Here is a 23,191-nt window from a genome sequence, read left to right as displayed (position 1 = left end):
CGCGTAAGTTACAATTTTTCCGACTCAAAAATGTAGTCTAAATCAATCACTAACTCAGGGAAAATATGCGGGCTTACTTTATCGCCCTTAATCATAGGTGCTTTGCCTACAAAAGATTCATTTTCAAGTACATATTGAAGGATGCTTTCGTTTTCAGGATTGACAATCCAATACTCACGAACGCCGCTTTCTTCGTAAATCTGGTACTTTTGGCGCATTTCGCGGGCCGAGTTGCCTGCCGAAAGAACCTCAATCACCCAGTCGGGGGCACCGAGGCAGCCTCTTGCATCTAACTTACTCAAATCGCAAATCACGCAAATATCGGGCTGCAAAACGGTGGTAATCTGTTCGTCGCTTGTTTCGTCTTTGCGACGCGGGAAGCGCACATCAAAAGGAGCGATATAGACTTCGCAAGTTTTTGATTCTAAGTATGTGCCTATTTTCAAGTATAATTTCCCTGCAATTTTCTGATGAATACGCAAGGGCGCAGGCGACATGGCAAGAATTTTTCCGCGCAGCAACTCTACATAGCTATCCAACTGCCACGTCAGATAGTCGGCATATGTGTAAATCTTATCGGCGACAGGTTGGTCTAATGTCGGGTTTAGCATAGCCGTAAAAAAGGTGTTAGCCAAAGTTACAAAAAAATACGACTAACACCCGTGCGAGTTACTCACCTTTAAAATTCGCCCGCCGCTTTTCAAGAAATGCTGTTACGCCTTCTTTGAAATCGTGGGTTTGAAAGCATTTGTACTGATTAACTGCCTCTGCATCAAGCGTTTCGGCCAGTGTTCCTTCCATGCCGACGCGGAGGTTGGCTTTCATTTGCCGGATGGCGACATAAGGCCCGTTAGCCAACTGATTGGCCATTTTCTGAACGGCAGCATCCAGCAAATCGCCCGCAAAAACCTGATTGACAATGCCCATGCGCAGTGCGTCTTCGGCTTTAATCATTGCGCCCGTTACCATCAGCTCAAATGCTTTGTGATAGCCTGTTAGGCGGGGCAGGAAGAACGCACCGCCGCCGTCGGAAGCCAAGCCGATGCGTGTAAAAATTTGGCTGAATGCGGCCTTTTCTTCGGCAAAAATCAGGTCGCAGGCAAGGGCAAAGTTGAAGCCGACACCCACACAAACGCCGCGCACCTTGGCAATAATCGGGATGTTGGTTTGCCGCATCATCAGGATGACGGGGTTTACTGCCGTGCGGAGGTATTCGGTAACGTTTTCGTTGCGCGGGTCTTCCGCACCGGCGGAAAGGTCAGCGCCCGCACTGAAATCGTCCCCCGCACCGGTCAGGATGATGACGCGGGTGCCGTCGGTTTCAGCTGCCTGCAAGGCTTGTTTCATGCCCTGCAAAATTTCGGGCGTTACGGGGTTTTTCTTATCGGGAAGGTTGAAAGTCAGGGTTTTAACAGCCCCTTCTTGTGTAACAAGCAAGTGTGGATTCATTTTTTGGATGGTTTTAACGGATGACTTTTTGAAACTACGGATTAGGCGTACCCGGCAAATGACGCGGATTTGCGTTGCTTTTTTACTCCGAAATCCCGAATCCGAAATGGCTCTGCATGATGCGTTTTTAATTTATCTACTCATGGCTGCTCTGTCAAGTTCTTGCCAAACTAAGGCGCTTGCGCCCAAAACGGCAGCGTTGCGGCCTTCCAGCGCCGAAATCAGCAACTTGACTTTGTTGCGGTAAATCGGGAAGAGGTTTTCCTCCATGTGTTTTTTGATGGGGTCTAAAAGCAGGTTGCCAGCCTTGGTAGGGCCGCCGAAAAAGATAATGGCTTCGGGGCTGGTGTAGGCTACTGTATCGGCTAATTTGATGCCCAAAATGCGCCCGGTGTATTCATAGGCTTCCAGTGCGATTTTATCGCCGCGCTTGGCTGCTGCCGTGATGTGTTCGCCCGTCATTTCGTGGAAACTCAGGTCGCGCAGTTCGCTTTCGTCGGGGTATTCGGCCAACAGGTGGAATACCGTCCGCTTGATGCCTGTGGCAGAAACATAGGTTTCCAGTGCGCCGCGCCTGCCGTTGATGTGCATTCTGCCGTTGGGGTCTACAATAATGTGCCCCAATTCGCCGGCAAATCCGTCATGGCCGTAAATCAGTTGCCCGTTGGAAACCAGCCCGCTGCCCAGCCCTGTGCCAAGGGTAATCATCACAAAGTCGCGCATGTTTTGTGCTGCCCCGAACCTCATTTCGCCGATGGCAGCTGCATTGGCATCGTTGGTGATGATAATGGGAATGTCTTTGAAATGCTTGCCCATCAGCCCGACTACGTCCACATCGCCCCAACTCAGGTTGGCAGGTTTTTCAATGCGGCCGGTGTAGTAGTTGGCATTGGGCGCACCCATACCAATGCCCCTCAAAACGATTTCATAGCCCAGTGTCCGACGGGTTTCTTCTACTGCCTGTACCAATCGTGCCAAAAAGTGGCTGAAAGGTTCATCGGCATGGGTGGGGATGCTGTTTTCGCCCACACATTCGCCCTGATGGCTTACAAATCCGTACTTAGTAAAAGTACCGCCTACGTCTATCCCTAAAACAAATTCAGGTGCGCCTGTCTGCATAATGAAGGAAATGCTTAAATGTTAATTGTCGTTTGGCAATATTGTGATTTTGCGGCGATTTATACAAATAATCTGCACTAAACCCGGCTGGTTTATTGGAGAGTGCCTGCCGATACATTCCCTGCCGAAATCTATGGCATATTGTGCGGATTCGTGCGATTTTGAATTTACTTTGTGGCTTCAAACAGCATTTCAATGGCACGCAAAGACCTTCCCGACCGCGAAAAGGGTAAAATCAATAAAAATACGCTCAAACATCTGGCGGGTATTTACCGCTTCATGTACCCGTATCGCGGACATTTTTTTGCAGGGATGTTCTTCCTGTTTTTTTCCAGTACGGTTGTGCTGGCTTTTCCGTTCCTGACAGGCAAGTTGGTAGATGCTGCCACAGGCAATGCGCCTGCTCTGTTGCAAAGCATCAATATGATTTCGCTGGCGCTGATGGGCGTATTGATTGTGCAGGCTGTATTTTCGTTTTTGCGCGTATATTTTTTCAGCCGCGTAAGCGAGCGCAGCATGGCAGATATTCGGCAAACACTCTATGACAAACTCATGCACCTGCCCATGCGCTTTTTTGACAGCCAGCGCACAGGCGAGCTGATGAGCCGCATTACAGCCGATATCGCCCTTTTGCAGGATACCTTTTCCATTACGCTGGCAGAGTTTTTCCGCCAATTTTGCATACTCATCATTGGGTTGGGCGTGCTGTTTTGGAATACGCCTAAACTCACATTGTTTATGTTGGGGGTAATTCCCGTGCTGGTAATTTCGGGCTTGCTTTTCGGCAAACGCATCCGCAATATGTCCAAACAAACGCAGGACGAACTTGCCAAAGCCAATGTGGTGGTGGAGGAAACGCTGCAATCCATCAGCATGGTAAAAGCATATACCAACGAGGCTTATGAAGTAAACCGTTACCATACGTCGCTGCAAAAAGTAATTGCAACAGCCCTGCACGCAGCGCGATATCGCGGGGCTTTTGTTTCATTTATCATTCTGGCATTGTTTGGCGGTATTGTGGCCGTGCTTTGGTATGGTGCCGGTTTGGTGTCCACGGGCGAAATCACCATCGGCGACCTAACCTCTTTTGTCATTTACACCATGTTCATCGGCGGCAGCATTGGCGGACTGGGTGATATCTACGGTCAGTTGCAACGTGCCGTAGGTGCATCGGAGCGCGTCCGTGAAATTTTGGAAATGGAGGATGAACTTACACATGCGAAAGCCGCAACAACAACAATGCCGCGCCTGAAAGGCGATATAACTTACCAAAATATCGTGTTCCGCTATCCTACCCGCGAGGACGTAACGGTGCTGAACGATTTGTCTTTCCACGTAAAAGCCGGTGAAAAGGTAGCCTTGGTAGGGCACAGCGGCGCGGGAAAATCTACCATCGTACAACTGCTGTTGCGTTTTTACGAGCCCCAAAGCGGGCAAATTATGGTTGATAATCAACCTGTTACGAACTACAACCTGACCGCTTACCGCAGCAATATCGGCATTGTGCCGCAAGAGGTTATCCTGTTTGGCGGTACTATCCGCGAAAACATTGCCTATGGCAAACCCAATGCCGGCGAAGAAGAAATTATAGAAGCAGCCCGCAAAGCCAACGCATGGAACTTTATTCAGGGCTTCCCAGAAGGACTAAATACCATTGTCGGCGAGCGCGGTGTGAAACTTTCGGGCGGACAGCGGCAGCGCATTGCCATTGCCCGTGCCATCCTGAAAGACCCCGCCATTTTGATTTTGGACGAAGCCACAAGTTCCTTAGATGCCGAATCGGAACACTTGGTGCAAGAAGCGCTGGAAACCCTGATGAAAGACCGCACCACGCTGATTATCGCCCACCGACTGGCAACCATCAAAAAAGTGGACAGAATCTACGTGATAGACAAAGGGCAAATCATAGAGCAAGGTACTCACGAAGAGCTCCTCAACGACGGCACAGGCACTTACAGCAACCTAATCCGCCTGCAAATGCTGGAAGTTTAGGGAACGTTTGGTCGGGTAGGGGTATTAAACGTCAAAAAAACCTCCCGACAATATGCGTACTTATATTATTGCTGCCGTTGCAACTGTTTTTGTGATTGCCTGTGTTGCTGCCTGTTATTGCTATTGGAGTCATCAAAATAATCGGAAAACAGGCAAAACAACCACAAAAGATATCGCCTTGCAAGATGCAGACCTTCCCTTGCTGCGCGGCTACGAATTGCATGGCATAGACGTTTCTCACCATCAGTATGATATTGATTGGCAGCAGGTAGTGCGGGAACCTGTCAATGGGAAGCCCATTAGTTTTGTATTTATAAAAGCTACACAGGCAAGTTGGCACGTAGATACCCGATTTCATTATAATTGGCAGCAAGCCAAAAATCAGGGCTTGATTCGGGGGGCTTATCATTTTTTCAAACCCGGTGTGGATGGCAAAGCTCAGGCACTGCATTTTATTCGGAACGTTCGGTTAGAGGAAGGCGATTTTGTGCCGGTGCTTGACGTGGAAGTTGCCGATGGCATGAGTAAAAAAGTACTGCAACGGGAGGTAAAAGAGTGGCTGCACACAGTGGAAAAGCACTATGGCAAACGTCCCATGATTTACTCAGGCAAGCGATTTTATGAAACTTCCTTGCAAGGGGCTTTTAACGATTATCCGCTTTGGATAGCCTATTATGCGCCTTTTGCACCCAATCATAATTGGGCGTTCTGGCAATATTCCGACAAAGGCAAAATAAGCGGCATCCGTGCATCGGTAGATTTGAATGTATTTGCAGGTACCGCAGAAGAATTAAGCAGCTATCTGATAGGCAGCAAGAAACAGCTTGTAAGGTTTTAAGCGTAAAATCATTAATTTCACGCCTGCCAACAACTAATTTCATGTGTAAAAATGAACACCATGCTTAAATTCAGCCGCCTGCTGACTGTACTTTCTCTGGCAGGGCTTATTTTACTGAATGCCTGTAACAACAAAAAAGATGAGTTTGTCCCTCAATTCCTGATAGAATCAACCACCATTGCCGATGTTAATAAGTCGGATGTTGCATCGCGGTTGCCGGGTATTCCTTTGATAGCCACGCTTACTTCTTTTGATGTGCGCGCCGTGCGTATTGTTTACCGCACCAAAGACCCTGACGGTCAGGAAGTTCGTGCTTCGGGTGTATTGATTTTCCCGATTAATCCCAACCGCCCGCTGGCACTGTTGAGCCACCAACACGGCACCATTACCAACGATAATCAGGCGCCTTCCAACTACACCAACCAAAGCGAAGCATGGTCAATCGGGACGGTGCTGGCTTCGGCAGGATATGTGGTTTCTGCTCCCGATTATCTGGGCTATGGCGTTTCCCGTAACATTCCGCATCCGTATGAGCACGCCAAAAATACGGCGCAGGTGTCGCTGGATATGCTCCGCGCTGCCAAGGAATATTGCCGCCTCAACAATATTCAACTCAATGAAAAATTGTTTCTGACCGGCTACTCACAGGGTGGCGGTGCAACCATGGCGCTCCACAAGAAAATTGAGGAAGAAGCTACTAACGAATTCCGAGTAACGGCAAGCGCCCCGGGTGCAGGTGCTTACAACAAAACAGGTTTTGCCAACTTTTTGGTAACAACCAATCAGCCGCAGGCTTCCATTAACCTCTACTTGTGGGTGTTGGATACCTACAACCGTATCTACAAAATCAATCGCCCGTGGACGGCCATGCTCACACAGCCTTCGGCAGCATCGGTGCAGGCAAATGGCGTGTTTACGCTGGTGAACCCCAATCCTCAACAATTATTTACTGCCGAATTTGCCGCAGGTATTCGCAACCGCACAGATGCTGCTTTTGTTAATGCCTTCCGCGACAATGACGTGCACGATTGGCGACCACAAGCCCCTATGCGTCTCTATCACGGCACTGCCGATACGACAGTACCGCCGTTTCACTCTCGCGATGCACTCAATGCCATGCGTCAGCGCGGTGCGGCCGATGTGCAATTGGTTGAAATTCAAGGAGGCGACCATATTACGGCCATTCAGCAGTACATATTCGGCATGTACTTCTTCTTTGCAGGTTTGCAATAAAAGGAGGCGGCAAGACGTTATAACAATGGCATAAACCCCGTATTCCGTTGCCCAAACACGATAAAATACCGCGTCCGCAAATTGGCACTTTTCACAGGCACGAACTGGCTGTGCTGGGCACGCCTTGCGGTAAAATAGAGCAACTGGCAAGCGCTTTGGTACAGGCACTGCCCGAACTGAAAACGGTATATGCCGATGCTGACCATCAGGCAGGCGATAATGACCGCACGGCTGCCATGCAGGCAGGCAGTTGGGGCATTTTTTCCGATAAAATCAGTTTTACCCGTTTGGATTTTACAGGCCAACTCACCGATTTTCAGAAAAAAGTCCTATTGCTTGATGCCGACTGGGTGTTGGTAAACGGCAATCACTTTGAGGCTGCTGCACAAATTGCCGTGATAGACCCTGCCAAACCTTTGGAAAAAAAGTTGCACAAACTGACCAACGTACAACTGCTGCTCAAATCTTCCGACGCTGTCGCAATCCCCGATTATCTGTCGGCACATCTGGAAGGGCGCAGCGTGCCCGTGCTTGCTTGGCAAGATACCGCCGCTATTGCCCAATGGGTAAAAGGCTACCTTGCAAGCCGCCGCGCACCGCTGTACGGGCTGGTGCTCACCGGCGGCAAAAGCGAGCGCATGGGGCAGGACAAAGCACAACTCAACTACCACGGCAAGCCGCAGCAACAACATACGGCCGACCTTCTGGCACAACACTGTGAGCGTGTGTTCATTTCCTGCCGCTTTGAACAGATGGCAGCCGTTCCGGTGGGTTACGAAGGGCTGCCCGATACTTTCACGGATTTAGGCCCTTTGAGCGGCATTTTATCGGCTTTCAGGCAATACCCCGATGCGGCTTGGTTAGTGCTGGCCTGCGACCTGCCGCTGATGCAAGCGGCTACTTTGGCGCAATTAGTAAACGAGCGCAACCCGCTGAAAATGGCGACAACCTTCCAAAGTCCGCATGACAATTTCCCTGAACCGTTAGTTACCATTTGGGAGCCAAAGGCTTATCCGATATTGCTGCAATTTTTGAGCATGGGCTATCAGTGCCCGCGCAAAGCATTGATTAACAACGATATAAAATTACTGCAACCTGTCTTTCCCGAACATTTGGCCAATGCCAACACGCCGGAGGAAGCAGCAGCCGTTTTGCAGGCACTCCATAAACAAACGGAACAAATTACTTAACTTGCTTCTTGTAACAGATTGAAGAGATTCGACCGTAATTTTTTGCCGGCATGGAAATTATTAGTACAGCACAGCCCGTCATGCGGGTAGCCATCCTCGATTTATACGACAATTTTCCCAATCAGGGAATGCGTTGTATCAAACAGATTATTCATGAACAAAGCGGCCTGAACGAGGGCGTGCAGTTAGACTTTGACGTTTTTGAATGTCGCTACCGGAACGAATTTCCCAACCCTGAACAATACGATATGTACATTTCTACGGGTGGCCCCGGCAGTCCATACGATGGAGAGGGTAAACAATGGGAAAAAAATTATTTTGGGTTGATTGAGAAGCTGTGGAGCCACAATCAGAACCACAACGAAAATAAAAAGCACGTGCTTTTTATCTGCCATTCATTCCAGATGCTGGTGCGGTTGTTTGACTTAGGACATGTTACACAGCGTCGTTCAACCTCTTTTGGCGTTTTCCCCGTGCATAAAACAGTGGAAGGCATGAACGACAGCATTTTGGGACTGCTGCCCGACCCATTCTATGCGGTAGATTCCCGCGATTGGCAGGTAGTACAGCCCAATTTTAACCGTATGCGCGAAATCGGGGCACAGATTCTTTCATTGGAAAAAATCCGTCCGCATGTGGACTTAGAACGCGCCGTAATGGCCATGCGCATTTCTAATGAGTTCTTTGGCACACAGTTTCACCCCGAAGCCGACCCGATTGGCATGAGTATTTACTTCCAGCAGGAAGAAAAGCGCGAGCAAGTGATTAAAAACCACGGGTTGCAAAAGTATGAGGACATGATTAACCACCTCAACGACCCCGATAAAATCATGCTGACTTACAGCACGCTTATCCCTGCCTTCTTGAATCAGGCCATCAACAGCTTGCAGGGGGAGTTAGTGAATGAGTAACCGTTAAACCGCAGCAAAAAAAACCTGACAAGTGAAGGCCTGTCAGGTTTTTTGTATCATAATCAGTTCCCGTATTTGAGCACCATAGCCAGTTGCCCCGCGTGGTAGGCGGTATGCGACACAATGCGCCCCAGTGCTTCGGCTTTGGTCTTTGTGCCAAATTCGGGGGTTGTGATGGTGCCGTCCCAATCGGCGGTTGCCTGAATAGCTGCCCGCAAATGCTCAAAAGCTGTTTGCTGATAGGCGAGCAAGTCGGTAAGGTTTGTCCATTCGCCTGTGTCGCGCTTGTCTATCACCGTGCGTGCAACTACCTGAACGTCAGACTTTTTAAATACATTTTTGGCAAACAACAATTCCACGTCGGCAATGTGGCGAATCAGAAAACCCGCGCTGTTGGGGCTTGTGCCGAGTTTTTTATGCAAATCCTGCGCGGTAACGGCTTGCAACTGATTGGAAAAACGCGTACGGGCTTCCTGCCAAAGTGCGAGATAGTGAGCGGTGGTCATAAAATCATATTGAATAAGTAGCCAGAAAAGATGATAAAAACGGCAACTACGCCAAAGAAAATAGCAATCAGTTTTACCGACATTACTTTTTTTAACAAAGTTGCTTCGGGAACAGACAGCCCTACTACGCCCATCATAAATGCGATGGCAGTGCCCAAAGGGATGCCTTTTTGTACGAGCACCTGTACAATCGGCAGCACACCCGCCGCATTGCTGTACATCGGTACGGCTAAAATAACAGCAATCGGCACAGCCAGCGGATTGTCGCGGCTGATGTAGTGTTCAAAAAATCCGGTCGGAATAAAGCCGTGCATCAGCGCCCCGATACCGATACCGACAATCACATACAGGAAAACGCTTTTCACAATGTCCCACGATTCTTTGGCGATGTCGGGCAGGCGCTGCATGAAAGGGCGTTCTTCTGTTGGCATTGCCTCTTCGGCTTTTGCCTGCGCCAATATGCCCTGTACCCATTCGGAAAGGTACTTTTCCAGCCCCAGTTTGCCGAGCAACATGCCGCCGAACGTACCGAGTAAAATACCGCTACCGGCATAAATCAGCGTGCTTTTCAGCCCGAACATACCGATAAACATCGCTACGGCTACCTCATTGACCAACGGTGAGGTTATCAGAAAGGCAAAAGTTACCCCTAACGGAATGCCGCCTTTGACAAAACCGATAAACAGCGGCACCGACGAACAGGAACAAAACGGCGTAACAGCACCGAAAACAGCCGCCAGCAAATATTCCAAGCCGTAAAGTTTGTTTCGTGATAAAAAATTGCGGATACGGTCAATCGGGAAATAAGAATTGACAATGCCCATCAAAAAAGTTATCAGAAAAAGCAGCAGCAGAATTTTGAGCGTATCGTAAACAAAAAAATTGAGGGAACTGCCGAGGCGCGAACCTTCGGCAATTCCCAGTGCCCGATACACTAACCAATCGGCAAAGTGTTGGATATAATCAAACATGGCAAAAAACAGAAAAGCCTATGCCAGCAGTTGCTTGACCTCTTCTACCGTAGCAACTCTGCCTTTGATTTTGATTTCCTCATCTATTACCAGCACGGGCGTAGTGAGCACATCATATTTCATGATTTCCTGCATGTCTTCTACTTTGATGATTTCGGCAGGAATGCCGCTTTGCGCAACGGCTTGGCGAACATTTTCTTCCGTAGTTTTGCACTTAGGGCAACCTGAGCCCAGAATTTTGATGGTTTTCATGGTTGAAAAAGGTTTATCGGTGATGAAAAAATAATTGTGTCAATATCGCAGTTTTTTTTGATTGCCACAGATTAAGTGATTTGCGCCATTTGACGTTGTTTTTGTTGAAAGTGCTGTTAGCGTCTAAGACGACTAACAGGCGACGTGCAACAGGCTCTTCCGAATTCCTAACGGCGGTCGTTAGACCCTGTGAAAGGATTTGGATAAAACTGTTCAATCACTCAATCTTTCAACGAGGCAAACATATAAAACATTTCCCTTGCAATCAGGCGGCAGGTGGCATCGTAAGTCGCTGATTCTTCGGGGCTTCCGTCCGATTTTTTGGGGTCTTCATAGCCGTGATAGATGCGTTCCGATGCGCCGCGCACCATCGGGCAGGCTTCGTCGGCTTGCGAGCAGACCAACACTGCGGCGTAATCCTTTTGCGGATTGGCGGCATCGTCGTACACTTTGGAAAACAGCAGCAACGGGGCTTGCCCTTCGGCAAAAGTGAGTGCGTAAATCGGGTTGGTCGGGCTGATTTCCCCCGCCTTACTTACCTGAAAACCGGCACGTTGCAAAGCCGCTACGGTGCGTTCGTTGCAGGCGGTTGCTTCCGTTCCGCCCGAAAAAGTTTCCAATTTTTCGGGGGCAATGCCGTAGTACATACCCGCTGTTTTTGCCCACACTTGCCCCAGTTGGCTGCGGCGCGAGTTATGGGTGCAAATGAAGGTCAGGCGGATGGTTTCGCCTGCATCAGCTTTGGCTTTCACATAGGCAGCAATTTTATGCAAACTTTCTTTGCGTTCATCGCTGATTTGGTTGAATTCAGCTTCAATACTTTTGCAATAGTCTTGCAGCGCAGGCAATAGGTTTTGTGCAGAACCTGACATGATGCTTGTAAGAAATAGTGAAACGGTCAGTAAAACGGTTTTCATGATAAAATCAGCAATTGCAGTCAAAAGATGCGGTGGTTTGATTGAAAAGATGTTCAAAATATTGTCGGGCTTCCTGCCATTTTTCCGTATTGAGGCAGTAATTGACGTTCAACCCGCAAATTTCGCCTTTGATAAGCCCGCCCTGTTTGAGTTCCTGCAAATGTTGGCTGACAGTTGAGCGGCTCAACGGCAGTTCTTCGGCAATATCGCCCGAAATACACTGCTTTTTTTCTGCCAACAGGCGGATGATAGCTACCCTTGCAGGGTGCGACAACAGCCGTGCGTATTGCGCAATAGCCTGTAAATCAGCGGAAAATTGTTCAGTCTTGGCTTGCATAACATTTCGTATGCCGTAAACATACGAAATAAAGCCTAATATTGCCAAACACTCTGACCAAACTTAATTTTTTACCACTTCATCATCGTAAGGAATCACGGTTGTAATGCGGCAGCCGCTGCCCGGTGAGGTTTCAATGTGTAGGCTGCCGTTGAGCAGGCGGGCACGCTGTGCCATATTGGCAAGGCCTTGTCCACGGCTGACGGTTTCCGGGTCAAAACCTTTGCCGTCGTCTTCAATGATGAGTTCCAAGCTGTTGCCTTCGTCGCGCAGTTCCAAATAGAGATGGTGTGCTTCGCTGTATTTGAGGGTATTGTTAAAAATTTCTTGGGCAATGCGAAAAATACAGGTTTCAATGGCGCTGTCGTAGCGGTTGTTGTCAATAAAAATACGACGTTCTATCTCAATAGAACTGTTTTGCTCGGTGGTGTGGCAGAGAAATTCCAGTGCTTCGGCCAGCCCGAAATCGTTAAGAACGCTTGGCATCAGATTGCGTGAAATGCGGCGGATTTCCTGTTGCACCCGTACGATACCGTCAACAATTGCTTGCAGGTTTTGCTGTTGTTCACCGGAAAGGACGGTGTTTTTCAGGTAGTCGGCTTGCAGGCGAAGTGCGGTCAGCGATTGGCCTACGCCATCGTGCAAATCCATTGCGAGCCGCTTGCGTTCGTCCTCCTGCCCCTGAATAATGGCCAGCGAACGGATGCGTTCCTGTTCCCGTTCCTGTTCGCGAAGTTTTTCTTCTATGCGCCGCTTTTCGGTAACATCTTCCGATGTAACGAGGATGCCCAAAATTTGCCCGATGCTGTCGCGTAGGGGGACTTTATTGCTTTGTAACCAGAATTTTTCGCCGTGTGAGGTAACAAGGGGCTCTATCACCGAAGCAAACACTTTTCCCGTGAGCACTTCTGCCAACTCGCTCCGCGCTTTTCTTGCCCATTCAGCGGTAATCGGCAGGTCGGAGAAAGCCATGCCGATAAGGTCAGAGGGCTTTTCAAAGTTCATCGCCTGTGCAAAGTTGCGGTTGCAGCCTATTATTTCCAGTTCCCGGTTGAGCATGTAAATCCAGCCCGGGATGTTGTCAAAAAGCAGGTCTAAGGTTGTTTTCCACTTGTCGGCCTGTTCTTCGGCTGCAAAATAGGCGGAGATATCCGTTGTGGAAATCAGGATATCGGGCAGTTCATCGGGGCGGGAGGTGGGCAGCAATCGCATGGAGAGTTGTAAGGAACGCTGTTTGCCGCCTTGCACACGCTGTTTAACTTCTCCTTGCCAAAATTTTTTTTGCAGCAAATCTTCGTGTATTTGTTCAATGGGTTGCCCGTATCGGAACTGTGTGGTAATCAAATCTGTCCATTTTTCACCGATGGCCTCCGAGGCACTGATGCCGTACATCTGTGCGGCGGCTTCATTCCAAAATTCTACAACAAATAGCGCATTGGTTACTACAATGGCTTCATTGGTATTTTGCAGCAGTTGTTGCAGGCGTTGGCTTTGGGATTCATCGGCGGGCGAATCGGGCAATATTTCCCGCATGATTCCTCTGTAAATCAGGGGTTTATGGCTGCTTGCATGAGCGCGAAGCCCGATATGCCGCACCTTACCGTCAGGCAGTAGGATGCGATATTCCACTGCCAGCGGTTGTTGGCGGTCGGTTGCTTCTTTGAGTTGCTGCATGACCGAAGCCGCATCTTCGGGGTGAATGGTATTAAAAAAGTAGTTGCCCGGCAAAGAGGCATGAGTAGCAAAAGAAAGCCCGAACAGACGGTAGGCTTCCTCTGTCCATCGGATTTTACGTGCCGTGAAGTCAATTTCAATGGCAGCCGTACCCGTAAGCGCTTGTAAATCCCGCAGTGTTTGCTCGGCGGAGGCCAATTGCTGTTTCAGGCGAATGATTTCCTGGTCGGGTTGATTCATGCGCTTATTTGGCTTACTGGTTGGGCTTGGCTATCCATGCTGCCGGTACAAGTTCCAACAACTCCTCGCGCTTGCTTTTTGCGGCAGCTTCGCTTAAACCCGTGATGGCAATGCGATAGGTTTTTCTTTCGCTGTTGTAAATAATTTCTGTTTCTATACCTTTTTCGGCAAGTTCTTTTTGTACTTTTTGGGCAGCCGACTCTTTGGCAAGGCTACCAAGAACTACCATATAGCCGCCCTTAGATTCGGTAACGGCAGGTTTGACGGGTTCGGGTTGCGTTTCGGGTTCGGGTTCTGCAAGGGTGCTGTTGTCGGAAAAATTATTGTCGCTTCCGCTGTTAATGTCGGTATTTTCATCAACGGGTATATTGCCGCCCGTGTTCTCTTCTTGTGGAAGTTCGGTGATGACTTGTTCCTGCGAGTCCCCGCTCACCCACGCACGGAATTGCAACTGTGCGGTTTCATCCACCATCAGGTAGATGAGAAAAACAAACAGCATAATCAGCGGAATCATGGCTAACCACCACACCTTATCGGCATTGTTGTTTTTTCCGCTACCGGCGGCAGGGATGGTTTGAGCGCTTTCTTGGGCGGTTTGTTGCGTATGGTCGGGTTGTTCCTGAGCGTTTGTTTGCTGTGCGGGTTCATCTTTAACAGGCTTGCCCTTTTGCGGCTCTGCTGCCTGAATCGGGCGGGCGGCCAGTTTGGGCAGGCCGTAACCGCTGTCGAGCAGGTTGTAGTCGGTGTTGTTTTCAATCAGCAGCTTGCCGTCAGCGTTGCGTTTCAGATAGCCTACACCCGGAATTTCATAGAGGCCGTATCGGCTGATTTGCTCATTGATTTTATTGACATAGGCTTCCAAGTTTTTGTTAAATTCATCAACGCCAATCTGTTCCGTTCTGATGACGTAGTTTTGAAAAGCATTGCTGCTGTCTTCCTGTTCCGTATCGTCAAATGTTACTTGTTTGCGCGGCGGAAGAATAACCCCATCATCTTTGAGAATTTGAGCGGTGATATGATGCGCAGCAAACGTGCCTAACCTTGGCACGGTTAGGTGGTTTTCTTTACTCAACAGTTGGCGAATATGGTTGTCCATTGTCAATCTTGTTTAGGGGGTACATAGAGTACGGCAGTGTCTGCCAGGGACTTTGACTGCCGAACAAGGCAATATTGTTTTCAAATTAAGCCAATCAGCGCCTAAAAAGCAATTCCGACCCCTCCTAATACGGTCAGTTGGCGCATATCGTAGTTCAGGAACCGCTGGTAGCGCTGCGAAAACAGGTTGTAACCTCCCAGAAATACGGAGAACTGATTGTTAATAAAATAGTCAATCTGTAAGTTGAGGTCAAAAATCGGCTTCAGGCTGATTTGAGCGCCTGTGCGCGGGCTGAATGCCCTGATGCCGGCCAAGTGGTAAAACTCCGAACTGACGCGCAACTTGTTCTCTATCAGGTAAGAAGCATTCAAATTGGCAGTGAATAGCGGACGATGCCAAGGGCGCGCCAAGTCTTGCGTGTTATAGCCGAAAAATCCTGTTTTGCCGATGAGTTTCAAGCCGCCCGTGGCATAGCTCAGTTCGCCATGTACTTGAAAAACAGGCACTTTGCTTCTGTCATACAGGATGTTAAACTTGCTGGAATCTGCCGCGCTGTTGGCAAAAAAGTGCAGGTTGCGATAAACGCCGTAGCTTCCTTTTATCTGAAAGCCCAATTGTGCGGAAATGTTGCCGCGTAGGCCGCCCGTAGCTTCCCACAATTGGTTCGTATGAGCCAGTCCTACATTGGGGCCTAAGAAGGAGTTTTCTTCTGCCATGCTGCGAAAGGTGCGGCGGATAGTGTTACCTTCCAATGAGGCAAACGCTGTCAGGCGGTCTTCCACCAAATCGGCAGAGGCATGAATAACGGGGTAGAATCTGCCTTTGGGTTGGTTGGTAAGCGAGTCGCCGTCTGCTACGGCACGCACGCCCGCGCTGATGGTGAAACCTTCCTGCCGCATTTCATATTTGGGTGTGAAAATGAACAGGTTGCGTGTTTGCCCGCCGACCTCGTCGCGGCGGTTGATGAGGTCTAATGAAAGGTCGGTGGTCAGATAAGAGGTTTCGCCGAGTTTTGCGTCTAAGTTGCCCGCAAGTTGAAATGCTGCCTCATTGGCCTTGTAGCGGTCAGTAAACAGGTAAAAGCCGCCCTCGGCTTTGTAGCGGAAAGTTGCGTCGGGGTCTGTGTTTTCATAGCCGGCTCTGATTTCGGTCAGCGAGAAAGTTTGGCGGATATCGCCGCGTTCAACGGTGCCGCTGCGCAAGGGGCTGTAGCCGTAGAAATGCAGCCCGTCGCGGCGGTAGGTGGCGCTGCCGTAAATTTTGCCGTTGTCCATAAATTTGGCAAGCTCGCCGTGAATTTGGTTCAGGCTGTTACCTGAGTTTTTACCGTCCACAGGACCGGTTTGTGAGGAAAAATGCAGTCCGTGCACCTTATACTGCCAATCGGCATCTTTTGGTGCGGTCAGGAATAGTTCTGCATAGGGAGAATTGTAATTCCCAAAACCCGCCTTGGCAAGGTTGCGGAAGGGGTTTTCATCCTTTTTGGGCGCTACTTGCTGGCGCAAGGGCGAAGTATTGACTGCCAGCAAAGGCAAGGCATAGTTAAAGCGCGGCAACTGGTATTGCTGAGCGGTGTTGCCTTCGGAAAGTTCCGTCTTGGGCATTCGCTCAAAGCTGCGCGATGCTTTGGAAAGTCGCAGTACGCGCTCTTTTTCTACCTCAAATTTTCCTTCGTCTAATTTCTGGGCGGCTGCCGAAAGCGGCATAACCAACCACAATATTATCAAAATTTTTTTCATGGCATATTGTTGTTTTGAACGCTGATTGCGGCCGGGTTGCACGAGTTTACGCCGATTTTGTGTGTTTGCTTTCCAAGTAAAATCCGTTTTGATTGGCGCAATCCGCTGTTTATGTGCTAACCGTCATAGTTCGCTCAGGCGCTTGCGTGCACGTTGCTTAATGGTTTCGTCTTTGGTGTAGTCTATGATGGAGTTGAGCGTGGCGCGTGCCTGAAAGAGATTGTTCAGGTCAATGTAGTTCTCGGCAATCAGCAGGAAGGCCTCGGCCACCCAATCGGGATGATGCTCGAACTGTGTTTTCATTTTGGTCAGTTCGTTGATGGAAGCATTGTAATTTTTTTGCAGCCGCAAGGTCGTGCCTGCCAAATACAACGCCTCGGCACCACTGGCATCGGTGTAGTTGTTGGCTACCTGACGAAACTGTGCCAGTGCACGGTCGGGTTGTGTGCGTTCCAGCATGATTTTGCCAAGGTGCAATTCTGCTACGGCACGCGCTCCTCCGACAGACAGGTTGCGGGAAATCACATCGTTGCAGTAGGCTTCTGTTTGGGCAGTTTGACCTATTTGGAACGAGGAGCGGATAAGGCCTATCATCACACGTGCCAAATTGCGGTTATCGGTAGCCTGTGGCTGCAAGCTGCGGTAGCGGTTAAATGCAGCCTGTGCATCGCCAAGTTCAAGTTCCAGCTCGGCGGCGCGCAAACCCGACCGAAGGCTGTTGCTGCCTCTCACAAGGCTGTATTGCTGAATAGCGCCGCGTTTATCGCCTATTTCGTCCATTGAGAAAGCAAGCATGAATCGTGCCTCATCGGTGAAGGCGGAGGCCGGATATCGTTTGATAAAGTCGTTCAGCGTATGAATGGCTGCGGCATAGTTGCCGTTGTCATAAGGCACGCGTGCGCTCTTGAAGTCCAATTGTATAGATGTGTTACTCTCCGGATTATTGCGGATGTAGGCCTGTTTATAGCGCTCAAAATCGGGCACAGGTACGCCTCGGTCATTCATTTCCTGTAAGGAATTTATGGCCTCCGCTGCATTCGGGTGCATGGGGAAACGGTCTAAAATGGCTTTGTAGTCGGCAATGGCCTGATTGTTTTGCCCTAAAATGCCGTATGCCATTCCCCGTTTAAACAGCGCATCGGGCACCTGTTCGCTGTTGGGGTGGTCGGCAATAAGCTGTGAATAGGTACGGACTGCTAAATCTTTGCGCTCGGCCTCAAATTGCAATTCGGCTTTTACAAATATTGCCGAAGCTGCCATGCGTGAACTGCGGTTGGCTATAATACGGTCTAAAATGCGGATGGCTTCATCGCGACTTTGCAAGCCTACGTTACACAGTGCTATCTGATAATTGATGTAGTCGGTGTCGGCTCCGGCTCCTGTCAATGCCTGATTGTAGAACGATAGCGCATCCCTGAAATCGCGGTTGATGTAGCGGCAGTCGCCTATGCGGGTTTGGGCATCGGCGCGGTTCTGTCGGCTGTTCAGGTTGAGAAACTGCCTGAACAATTGTTCTGCCTGTGCATAGTTTTCTTTGTTGAAGGCGATGTAACCCAAGGCATAAACAGCGGTGGGATATTCTTTGGCGGTGTTGGCTACCTGATTGTAGGCGCGGGTAGCCTCATCCGGCTTATCCTGACGAACGAGGCTTTCTCCCATCCAGAAGTGTGCTGCCTGCACCAAGTCGCCGGCTATCGGCCTTCGCAGCGACTTTTGCAGCGCTTCAATGGCTTGTGCAAACTTTTCTTCGTTGTACAAAACGGCGGCATAGTTAAAGGCAATGCGCTGATAAGCGGCTTGCAGGCGTTGATTCGGGTTGCGAATCTGTTCGATGTATCGCAAAGCTCCCGCATAATTGCCGCCGCTGATGTACGCTTCACTTTTCAGATAAGAGATTTCGTCCATGTACTCGCCTTGCGGAAATTGCTGTTCGTAGAAGGTAGCGCCGTCAATCACATCGGAGTAGTTTTTCATCTCAAAATTGGCCTTGACGAAGTTGTAAGCCCCCAGTTCGCGCAGGCGACGGTCAAAGTTCAGGTCGCGGGCACGTTTGAAAGCATTGGCCGCTGCCTGTTGCTGCCGCAAATCAATATAGTTAAGTGCCATTTGGTAGGCAGCCATTTGTGCGAGCGAATCGTTGCCCTCTGCCACTCTGCCGTAAGCATTAGCGGCTTGTTGCGGCTGCTTGCTGAGCGTGTAGCAATGCCCCAGCCTGTAATACATGGAGCGGTCGTTGCTTTTCTGACGGGCGAGTGCTTCCAGTAAAGGCAGGGCTTTATCGCAGCGGTTGGCAGCATAATAGCTGTCGGCAAGAGGTGCTTGCAGGTTGGCAGGAACTTTTTTGCCTTGTCGCTCCAATTGTTCGGCAAAACCGATGACGCGGTTATAGTCGCGGCGGAGGTAGTGGATGGTGAAAATCAGTGCATTAGCCTCGTCTGTGTAGCGGCTGTCGGTGGCGGCGCGCTCCAAGTCGGGCAGCGCTTCCTGATAGCGCTTGTCCTGAAAGGCAATGTAGCCTGCGTAATAGCTTGCTGCGGTTGCGTAGCTGCTGCCACCGCTTTTCAATCGGTTGAATACGCCTTGCGCCAGTTGGTATTTTTGTTCGGAAAAATAACTGTAACCTAATTTAAAGGCTATTTCAGCATCTTCTTCCGACTTGCCCGCAGGCCGATAAACGCGCTCTAAGTATTGGTATGCTTCCGTGTACACGCCCTCGTCGTAGTACGAAAGCCCGATGGTGCGATAAGCATTGCGTGCCATCAGGTGCGTGGGATATTTGCGCACAAAGTTTTCTAACATCAGGTTGAAGTCGGGGCTTTGCTCTTTCATGGCACACATGCAGGCATAGTATTCCGCCTCAATTTGGCGTTCATCCTGCAAATTGCGGCGGATGTAGGCCTCAAATTGTTGTCTTGCGCCGACATAGTGGCCGCGTTCGTACAAGTCCATTCCTTTGCGGAAGTCAAGCGAGGGGTCGGTGAAGTTGAGTGTTTGTTGCGCAGGGGCCGTCAGGACAATAAACATCCAGCTCAACAGCAACAAGTACATACGTATTGCCTGTTTTTGATACATCTGATTGTCAGCTAATTATGGTTTAAACACAAATTCGGCAGTGCACGCAGCAGGTGCGGATTGCTCAGGGTAATTGTTACAGGTAAATCTGTGTCATGCGCGAGTATTTGAGAGCCGATACGCCACTGTTCGGCAGTATCTGTTTGAGAATCTGTCAAAAATTGAGCAAAACTAAGAAAAGTTACTATTTTTAAGCGAAATTTCACCTAATCACTCTTTCATCCGCATGTCATACGAAGCAAAAGGAAAGCTTACAGTTATTTATGATACGCAACAAGTAACCGAAAAATTTCGCAAACGCGAATTTGTGGTAGAATTGCCTAATGGCGCGTACAGTGAATTTATCAAATTTCAACTCACACAGGACAAATGCAGTTTGCTGGACGGCATGTCGGTCGGTGATGAAGTAAAAGTAAGTTTTACCCTTCGTGGCAGACCTTATACCAAAGACGGCAATACAACCTATTTCACCAACTTGGAGGCATGGCGCGTGGAAAGTGCTGCTCCTGCTGCCACGGGCGGCCGCGATGTTCCGCCACCGGAGGAAGACTTTGGCGGCTTTCAGTTGGTTTCCGGCGGCGATGATGATTTGCCTTTTTAATGCGACGTAGCAGCCGGCCTGCTGCGGCGTGTTCGTTTTTTATTTATTCCATTACAAAATTGCCATGCATCTTTTTGACGTTTATCAACTGAACCGAATTGCACCTGTGCGTGCGTTGGGCTCATACCTGTGGGATGAAGCGGGCAACCAATATCTGGATTTGTACGGCGGCCATGCCGTTATTTCCATCGGGCACACGCATCCGCACTATGTCAAACGAATTACCGAACAACTGAATAAAATCGGGTTTTATTCCAATTCCATTATTAATCCTGTGCAGGAAGCCCTTGCAAAAAAGTTAGGCGAAATGTGCGGACATCCCGATTTCGCGCTGTTTATGTGCAACTCGGGCGCAGAAGCCAACGAAAACGCACTGAAAGTGGCTTCCTTCTACAACGGGCGCACCAAAATTGTGGTGCTGAAAGGCTCATTCCACGGGCGCACGTCGGGAGTAGTGGCGGCAACGGATAACCCTGCCATTGTTGCGCCGATTAACTTTAATCAGCACGTCGTTTTTATTCCCCACAACGATATTGCCGCTTTGGAGGCAGCCGTAGATGACCAAACCTGCGCCGTTATGATTGAAGGTATGCAGGGAGTCGGCGGCGTTCATGTGGCAAGCGATGAGTTTTGGCAAACCGCCCGCCGCCTTTGCGACAAGCATAACGCTGTTCTCATTTCCGACAGCGTGCAGTGCGGCTACGGACGCTCCGGCAAGTTCTTTTCGCACCAATTCAGCGGCGTAGAACCCGACCTGATTTCCGTTGCCAAAGGCATGGGCAACGGCTTCCCCGTAGCAGGTTTGCTGATTCACCCCAAATTCAAGCCCAAATACGGCATGTTGGGAACAACTTTTGGCGGCAATCATTTGGCTTGTGCGGCTGCGCTGGCAGTGTTGGAGGTAATGGAAGCCGAAAACCTGATGGCTCACGCTGCTCAAATGGGCGAATACCTCAAAACCGCTATCAGCCAAATGCCCGGCGTGGCAACTGTGCGCGGCAGAGGGCTGATGCTCGGCGTGGTGCTGGAAATGCCCTGCAACCCCATCCGCGATGAATTGCTCTATGAACACCGCATTTTCACGGGTTCATCGTCCGATAAATTCACCATGCGCCTGCTGCCTGCACTCAACCTGAAAAAAGAGGATGCAGACTTGTTCCTTGAAAAATTCAGGTTGGTGATGCAGAAACACGTGGCGGCTGTGGCCTAATTTTGCGGTAACATCTTCCAAACCTGTCAGGTCTTGGAAACCTGACAGGTTTTTTTATCAAAATTAACAGGCCATGCTAATCGTAGGACAAACCGTATTGAGCGACGACATCGCAGAAAAGTTTTTTGTATGCCACATTGAAAAATGCAAAGGTGCATGTTGCGTGGAAGGTGATGCCGGTGCTCCTTTGTCCGAAGACGAGTTGCCTGTGCTGGAACAGATTTTTGACAGTGTCAAACCTTTTTTGACTGCGGAAGGCATTGCGGCCATAGAATCACAAGGTACACACGTGATAGACCAAGATGGGGAACATGCCACCCCGCTAAAACCTTCGGGGGCGTGTGCCTATGCTGTTACCGATGAAAAAGGTATGCTCAAATGCGGCATTGAGCAGGCATATTTGGCAGGCAAAACAAACTTCCGCAAACCGATTTCCTGCCATTTGTACCCTATTCGCGTCAGCAAGTTTGGGGAGTACGACGCATTGAACTACCACCGCTGGCACATTTGCGGCGATGCCTGCACCTTAGGAGAGCATCTCGGCATACCTTTGTATGTTTTTTTGAAAGATGCGCTCATTCGCGCCTACGGCGAGGGCTGGTATCAGGACTTGGTGCAAGCAATCCAAGAACGGGAGCGCCAAAAATAGGGTAGCAGCAGTACGCGCTCTCTCTTTCAGCATATCACAAAATCCCGATATGATGAATTGGGATTTATAACGCGAATTATTTGTGATTAGTTTGATAATCAACCTCTTACAGGTAAAAAATAAAAAAAGTAAGGGTTTGCAAAAAAGCATATTTTTATATTGCACTTTTCAAAGAAACTGCTTTTCGCCATGCTAACCCTTACTGAAGACAATAATACAAATCTTCATTGATGTGCATGATTTCCTGAAAAATTTTCAGCACCATGCACAACCTCACTTGATAGGACAAGCCAAACAACCACATTCCCAACTGCATCCCTCCGAAATTATCACCATTTGCATCTGCTATCATTTCAGCCGTATGGACTGTTTCAAAACCTATTACAACAAACTGCTTATGTGTCAAAAGTTCCGCACGCTTTTTCCGCATCTGCTCTCTTATAAGCGATTTATCGCCTTAAAAAAATACTATTTCTTTGAACTGTGTGCCTTCCTTTTTTTTACCAATGGCATCACCCCGTCCCCCATGCCAATTACATTGACAGCAAAAAGTTAGAGAGTTGTCATGTCAAACGTGCCGCTCAACACCGCACCATGAAAGGACTTGCCGGCAAAGGTAAAACCTCCGTCGGATGGTTCTATGGGCTCAAATTGCATCTCATTGTCAATCAATACGGTCAATTGTGCAACTTTATGATAACCCCGGGTCATGTAAGTGACAACAACAGCAAAGTATTGCAAACCCTGTTCAAAAACCTGCAAGGCATATTCTTTGGCAGTAAAGGCTACCTGACAAGACAAAAGCAAGCCCTTGCCGACAAAGGCGTGAAGCTCATTACCAAAGTAAGGCGCAATATGAAAAAAGTACTATATTCGGCACAAGAGAAATACTTTCTCAAAAAAAGAGGCATCATTGAAACCGTCTTTGGTTTGTTGTCCTTTCAGGCAGATATTGACCATACCGGATATCGTTCCCAATCAGGTATGTTCATCAACCTATTGAGCGGACTGGCTGCCTATACTTATTTTGATAGCCTGCCAGCCGTCAAGGATTTTACACCCCTGACAGAAATTGAATTTTTTCAATATTTAATCGCGTAACTCGCGTTGTCAACGTATTGAACAAGAACTTCCCTCCGACTATAACGCAGATGGTCAGTCCGGCAAGCAGTATGAAAGGCATTGGTAAGAAGAC

Annotated in this window: 21 protein-coding genes; 9 read left to right on the top strand and 12 right to left on the bottom strand. The window is 49.1% G+C overall.

Going from position 1 to position 23,191, the window contains the following annotated elements; translation table 11 throughout:
* Positions 1–8 precede the first annotated feature (8 nt).
* The 3 genes from NDK19_RS11160 to NDK19_RS11150 all read right to left on the bottom strand — a co-directional run bounded on the left by NDK19_RS11160 (position 9) and on the right by NDK19_RS11150 (position 2,568).
* Entirely contained in the window at positions 9–611 is a 603-nt protein-coding gene (locus tag NDK19_RS11160) for a Uma2 family endonuclease (RefSeq protein ID WP_250631963.1), read from the bottom strand.
* 58 nt (positions 612–669) lie between these two features.
* Entirely contained in the window at positions 670–1,449 is a 780-nt protein-coding gene (locus tag NDK19_RS11155) for an enoyl-CoA hydratase/isomerase family protein (RefSeq protein ID WP_250631962.1), read from the bottom strand.
* 132 nt (positions 1,450–1,581) lie between these two features.
* On the bottom strand, positions 1,582–2,568 hold the full coding sequence (locus NDK19_RS11150; RefSeq protein ID WP_250631961.1) for an ROK family protein: 987 nt from the start codon (positions 2,566–2,568) through the stop codon (positions 1,582–1,584).
* A 195-nt stretch (positions 2,569–2,763) separates the two neighbouring features.
* Here NDK19_RS11150 and NDK19_RS11145 point away from each other — a divergent pair, with 195 nt between their 5' ends.
* Genes NDK19_RS11145 through NDK19_RS11125 form a run of 5 tightly spaced genes read left to right on the top strand, consistent with a single transcriptional unit; the run spans position 2,764 to position 8,732 of the window.
* Positions 2,764–4,560, top strand: coding sequence for an ABC transporter ATP-binding protein (locus NDK19_RS11145; RefSeq protein WP_250631960.1), 1,797 nt, complete (start codon positions 2,764–2,766; stop codon positions 4,558–4,560).
* Positions 4,561–4,612: 52 nt separating this feature from the next.
* Complete coding sequence (locus NDK19_RS11140; protein ID WP_250631959.1) at positions 4,613–5,398, top strand: glycoside hydrolase family 25 protein; 786 nt, start codon at positions 4,613–4,615, stop codon at positions 5,396–5,398.
* A gap of 51 nt (positions 5,399–5,449) precedes the next feature.
* Positions 5,450–6,631, top strand: a complete 1,182-nt coding sequence (locus NDK19_RS11135; RefSeq protein WP_250631958.1) for an alpha/beta hydrolase family protein — start codon at positions 5,450–5,452, stop codon at positions 6,629–6,631.
* 47 nt (positions 6,632–6,678) lie between these two features.
* Positions 6,679–7,821 (top strand): NTP transferase domain-containing protein, encoded by a 1,143-nt coding sequence (locus NDK19_RS11130; protein ID WP_250631957.1) that lies wholly within the window; start codon positions 6,679–6,681, stop codon positions 7,819–7,821.
* Between the two features lie 50 nt (positions 7,822–7,871).
* Positions 7,872–8,732, top strand: a complete 861-nt coding sequence (locus NDK19_RS11125) for a type 1 glutamine amidotransferase (protein ID WP_250631956.1) — start codon at positions 7,872–7,874, stop codon at positions 8,730–8,732.
* 62 nt (positions 8,733–8,794) lie between these two features.
* On the opposite strand, the gene NDK19_RS11120 is transcribed toward NDK19_RS11125, so the two are convergent.
* From NDK19_RS11120 to NDK19_RS11080, 9 genes are all read right to left on the bottom strand, one after another.
* Positions 8,795–9,238, bottom strand: coding sequence for a DinB family protein (locus NDK19_RS11120; protein WP_250631955.1), 444 nt, complete (start codon positions 9,236–9,238; stop codon positions 8,795–8,797).
* Entirely contained in the window at positions 9,235–10,209 is a 975-nt protein-coding gene (locus NDK19_RS11115; RefSeq protein WP_250631954.1) for a permease, read from the bottom strand. Before NDK19_RS11115 ends, NDK19_RS11120 begins: the two co-directional genes overlap by 4 nt.
* Positions 10,210–10,227: 18 nt before the next feature.
* Positions 10,228–10,461, bottom strand: a complete 234-nt coding sequence (locus NDK19_RS11110; protein ID WP_250631953.1) for a thioredoxin family protein — start codon at positions 10,459–10,461, stop codon at positions 10,228–10,230.
* A gap of 221 nt (positions 10,462–10,682) precedes the next feature.
* Entirely contained in the window at positions 10,683–11,378 is a 696-nt protein-coding gene (locus tag NDK19_RS11105) for a low molecular weight phosphatase family protein (RefSeq protein ID WP_250631952.1), read from the bottom strand.
* A 7-nt stretch (positions 11,379–11,385) separates the two neighbouring features.
* A complete protein-coding gene (locus tag NDK19_RS11100; protein WP_250631951.1) occupies positions 11,386–11,715 on the bottom strand; it encodes an ArsR/SmtB family transcription factor in 330 nt (109 codons plus the stop codon).
* Positions 11,716–11,778: 63 nt separating this feature from the next.
* Positions 11,779–13,629: a PAS domain-containing sensor histidine kinase gene (locus NDK19_RS11095; protein WP_250631950.1), complete on the bottom strand. Its 1,851-nt coding sequence runs from the start codon at positions 13,627–13,629 to the stop codon at positions 11,779–11,781.
* Between the two features lie 13 nt (positions 13,630–13,642).
* Positions 13,643–14,725: an HU domain-containing protein gene (locus NDK19_RS11090; RefSeq protein WP_250631949.1), complete on the bottom strand. Its 1,083-nt coding sequence runs from the start codon at positions 14,723–14,725 to the stop codon at positions 13,643–13,645.
* A gap of 101 nt (positions 14,726–14,826) precedes the next feature.
* The gene (locus tag NDK19_RS11085; protein WP_250631948.1) at positions 14,827–16,464 is read right to left on the bottom strand and encodes a TonB-dependent receptor; all 1,638 of its coding nucleotides are present in this window, start codon (positions 16,462–16,464) and stop codon (positions 14,827–14,829) included.
* Positions 16,465–16,587: 123 nt separating this feature from the next.
* Complete coding sequence (locus NDK19_RS11080) at positions 16,588–19,536, bottom strand: tetratricopeptide repeat protein (protein ID WP_250631947.1); 2,949 nt, start codon at positions 19,534–19,536, stop codon at positions 16,588–16,590.
* 226 nt (positions 19,537–19,762) lie between these two features.
* Here NDK19_RS11080 and NDK19_RS11075 point away from each other — a divergent pair, with 226 nt between their 5' ends.
* The 4 genes from NDK19_RS11075 to NDK19_RS11060 all read left to right on the top strand — a co-directional run bounded on the left by NDK19_RS11075 (position 19,763) and on the right by NDK19_RS11060 (position 23,097).
* A complete protein-coding gene (locus NDK19_RS11075; RefSeq protein ID WP_250631946.1) occupies positions 19,763–20,137 on the top strand; it encodes a DUF3127 domain-containing protein in 375 nt (124 codons plus the stop codon).
* Between the two features lie 64 nt (positions 20,138–20,201).
* The gene (locus NDK19_RS11070) at positions 20,202–21,347 is read left to right on the top strand and encodes an aspartate aminotransferase family protein (protein WP_250631945.1); all 1,146 of its coding nucleotides are present in this window, start codon (positions 20,202–20,204) and stop codon (positions 21,345–21,347) included.
* 73 nt (positions 21,348–21,420) lie between these two features.
* Positions 21,421–21,996: a DUF3109 family protein gene (locus tag NDK19_RS11065; RefSeq protein WP_250631944.1), complete on the top strand. Its 576-nt coding sequence runs from the start codon at positions 21,421–21,423 to the stop codon at positions 21,994–21,996.
* A gap of 483 nt (positions 21,997–22,479) precedes the next feature.
* The gene (locus tag NDK19_RS11060) at positions 22,480–23,097 is read left to right on the top strand and encodes an IS982 family transposase (RefSeq protein WP_250631943.1); all 618 of its coding nucleotides are present in this window, start codon (positions 22,480–22,482) and stop codon (positions 23,095–23,097) included.
* The last annotated feature ends 94 nt before the right edge of the window (positions 23,098–23,191 follow it).

This window comes from Rhodoflexus caldus (assembly GCF_021206925.1).
Lineage (GTDB): Bacteria > Bacteroidota > Bacteroidia > Cytophagales > Thermoflexibacteraceae > Rhodoflexus > Rhodoflexus caldus.
The sequence above is the reverse complement of the archived record's forward strand: the minus strand, read 5'-3'. Positions and strand labels throughout refer to the sequence as shown.

What these genes read in the sequence shown, in the direction of transcription:
- NDK19_RS11160 (WP_250631963.1), bottom strand. Translation starts at nt 611, where the DNA reads ATGCTAAACCCGACATTAGACCAACCTGTCGCCGATAAGATTTACACA.
- NDK19_RS11155 (WP_250631962.1), bottom strand. Translation starts at nt 1,449, where the DNA reads ATGAATCCACACTTGCTTGTTACACAAGAAGGGGCTGTTAAAACCCTG.
- NDK19_RS11150 (WP_250631961.1), bottom strand. Translation starts at nt 2,568, where the DNA reads ATGCAGACAGGCGCACCTGAATTTGTTTTAGGGATAGACGTAGGCGGT.
- NDK19_RS11145 (WP_250631960.1), top strand. Translation starts at nt 2,764, where the DNA reads ATGGCACGCAAAGACCTTCCCGACCGCGAAAAGGGTAAAATCAATAAA.
- NDK19_RS11140 (WP_250631959.1), top strand. Translation starts at nt 4,613, where the DNA reads ATGCGTACTTATATTATTGCTGCCGTTGCAACTGTTTTTGTGATTGCC.
- NDK19_RS11135 (WP_250631958.1), top strand. Translation starts at nt 5,450, where the DNA reads ATGAACACCATGCTTAAATTCAGCCGCCTGCTGACTGTACTTTCTCTG.
- NDK19_RS11125 (WP_250631956.1), top strand. Translation starts at nt 7,872, where the DNA reads ATGGAAATTATTAGTACAGCACAGCCCGTCATGCGGGTAGCCATCCTC.
- NDK19_RS11120 (WP_250631955.1), bottom strand. Translation starts at nt 9,238, where the DNA reads ATGACCACCGCTCACTATCTCGCACTTTGGCAGGAAGCCCGTACGCGT.
- NDK19_RS11115 (WP_250631954.1), bottom strand. Translation starts at nt 10,209, where the DNA reads ATGTTTGATTATATCCAACACTTTGCCGATTGGTTAGTGTATCGGGCA.
- NDK19_RS11110 (WP_250631953.1), bottom strand. Translation starts at nt 10,461, where the DNA reads ATGAAAACCATCAAAATTCTGGGCTCAGGTTGCCCTAAGTGCAAAACT.
- NDK19_RS11105 (WP_250631952.1), bottom strand. Translation starts at nt 11,378, where the DNA reads ATGAAAACCGTTTTACTGACCGTTTCACTATTTCTTACAAGCATCATG.
- NDK19_RS11100 (WP_250631951.1), bottom strand. Translation starts at nt 11,715, where the DNA reads ATGCAAGCCAAGACTGAACAATTTTCCGCTGATTTACAGGCTATTGCG.
- NDK19_RS11095 (WP_250631950.1), bottom strand. Translation starts at nt 13,629, where the DNA reads ATGAATCAACCCGACCAGGAAATCATTCGCCTGAAACAGCAATTGGCC.
- NDK19_RS11090 (WP_250631949.1), bottom strand. Translation starts at nt 14,725, where the DNA reads ATGGACAACCATATTCGCCAACTGTTGAGTAAAGAAAACCACCTAACC.
- NDK19_RS11085 (WP_250631948.1), bottom strand. Translation starts at nt 16,464, where the DNA reads ATGAAAAAAATTTTGATAATATTGTGGTTGGTTATGCCGCTTTCGGCA.
- NDK19_RS11080 (WP_250631947.1), bottom strand. Translation starts at nt 19,536, where the DNA reads ATGTATCAAAAACAGGCAATACGTATGTACTTGTTGCTGTTGAGCTGG.
- NDK19_RS11075 (WP_250631946.1), top strand. Translation starts at nt 19,763, where the DNA reads ATGTCATACGAAGCAAAAGGAAAGCTTACAGTTATTTATGATACGCAA.
- NDK19_RS11070 (WP_250631945.1), top strand. Translation starts at nt 20,202, where the DNA reads ATGCATCTTTTTGACGTTTATCAACTGAACCGAATTGCACCTGTGCGT.
- NDK19_RS11065 (WP_250631944.1), top strand. Translation starts at nt 21,421, where the DNA reads ATGCTAATCGTAGGACAAACCGTATTGAGCGACGACATCGCAGAAAAG.